Annotated in this window: 1 protein-coding gene and 1 pseudogene; both read right to left on the minus strand. The window is 66.1% G+C overall.

Features of this window, described 5'->3' with window-relative positions; all coding sequences use genetic code 11:
• Positions 1-102: 102 nt before the first annotated feature.
• Positions 103-1,125 (minus strand): P-type conjugative transfer ATPase TrbB, encoded by a 1,023-nt coding sequence (trbB, locus tag HY26_RS18760; RefSeq protein WP_233351691.1) that lies wholly within the window; start codon positions 1,123-1,125, stop codon positions 103-105.
• Positions 1,118-1,362 (minus strand): annotated as a pseudogene (locus HY26_RS19115) (CopG family transcriptional regulator); the annotation flags it as partial. The pseudogene HY26_RS19115 and the gene trbB, both read right to left, overlap by 8 nt.

The following is a 1,362-nucleotide window of genomic DNA, read 5'->3' on the forward strand; positions in this document are numbered from 1 at the left end:
GCAGCGGGGCTTCCCAGGGCATGCCGGAGCCGGCCGCATGGGCGGGGAAGGCAATTGCCGCGACAAGCAAACTCAGGCTGAAGCCCTTGATCATGTCTCTGTTCATTGGGGTGGTGTCCTTTCAGGTGCGGTTGAGAGAAGCGGTTCAGAAAAAGGCAGGCTCGGCAGGACGAGCTGCAGGTCCGGCTGGACAGGGCTGAGGTCGTATCCGCCGCGTCCGAGGCCATTCATTCGCGCAACCGTCTCGACCCGGTGCCGGCCGGCGCGCCGCGAGATGTAGACGACGCAATCGATCGTTTCGGCGATCAGATCATGCGGAACCTGAGCGGATGCCTCGCCGATCAGCTGCTCGAGCCGGGAGAGGCCGCCGAGGGCTGAGTTTGCGTGCAGGGTCGCGATCCCGCCCGGATGGCCGGTATTCCAGGCCTTCAGCATGTCGAGCGCTTCGGCGCCGCGGACCTCGCCGATGATGATCCGGTCGGGACGGAGGCGCAGGGTCGAACGGACAAGATCTGCCAGCGAGACCGATCCCGGCTGCGTCCGCAGCTGCACGGAATCCTCCGCTGCCGAAACAAGCTCCCGCGTGTCTTCAAGGATGACGAGCCGGTCGCCGGTCCCGGCGATCTCGGCCAGGAGCGCATTGGCGAGCGTCGTCTTGCCGGAGCCCGTACCGCCGACCACGAGAATGTTCTCGCGCTCCAACACTGCCCGGCGCAGGGCCTCGGCATGATGGGCTGCCATGACGCCGGATGTCACATAGTCGTCCAATCCGATCACCCGGCTCGCGGGCTTGCGGATCGAGAAACATGGCCCCGGCGCAACCGGCGGCAACACGCCCTCGAACCGTTCGCCGCCGATCGGCAGTTCGGCCGACACGATAGGCGAAGCCGCATCCGCGCGCCGTCCCATATGGCTGGCAACCAGGCGGATGACGCGCTCGGTGTCGGCGGGAGAAACCAAGCCGGTCTCGGCCCGTCCGCTTCCATGCCGTTCGACCCAGAGCCTTCCATCGGGATTGATCATGATCTCGACCACGGCGGGATCCTCCAGCGCCGCGACGATCTCGTCTCCGAGCGCCGTCACCAGCATGGCGCGGGTGCGTGCGAGACTTGCGGCGTCACGCATCGGCCCGCTTCTCAGTCAAAGATCCAGTATCGCTTTCGAAGCTGGCCGCTTCCGCGGTTACGTCCTCGACGGCATTCTGGAGAATGCGCTGGCCGGAGCGGAGGGCTTCGGCGACCTGCCGCACGAACAGATCGAACCGAAGATCGCCCTTTGCTCGGGCGGCCTCCACCTGGTTCGCAGGGACCGGCGGGGTCACCGTCAGGAAGTAATGCACGAAGGTCGCGAGCGTTTCGGCAA

This window comes from Hyphomonas sp. GM-8P (assembly GCF_003263315.1).
Lineage (GTDB): Bacteria > Pseudomonadota > Alphaproteobacteria > Caulobacterales > Hyphomonadaceae > Hyphomonas.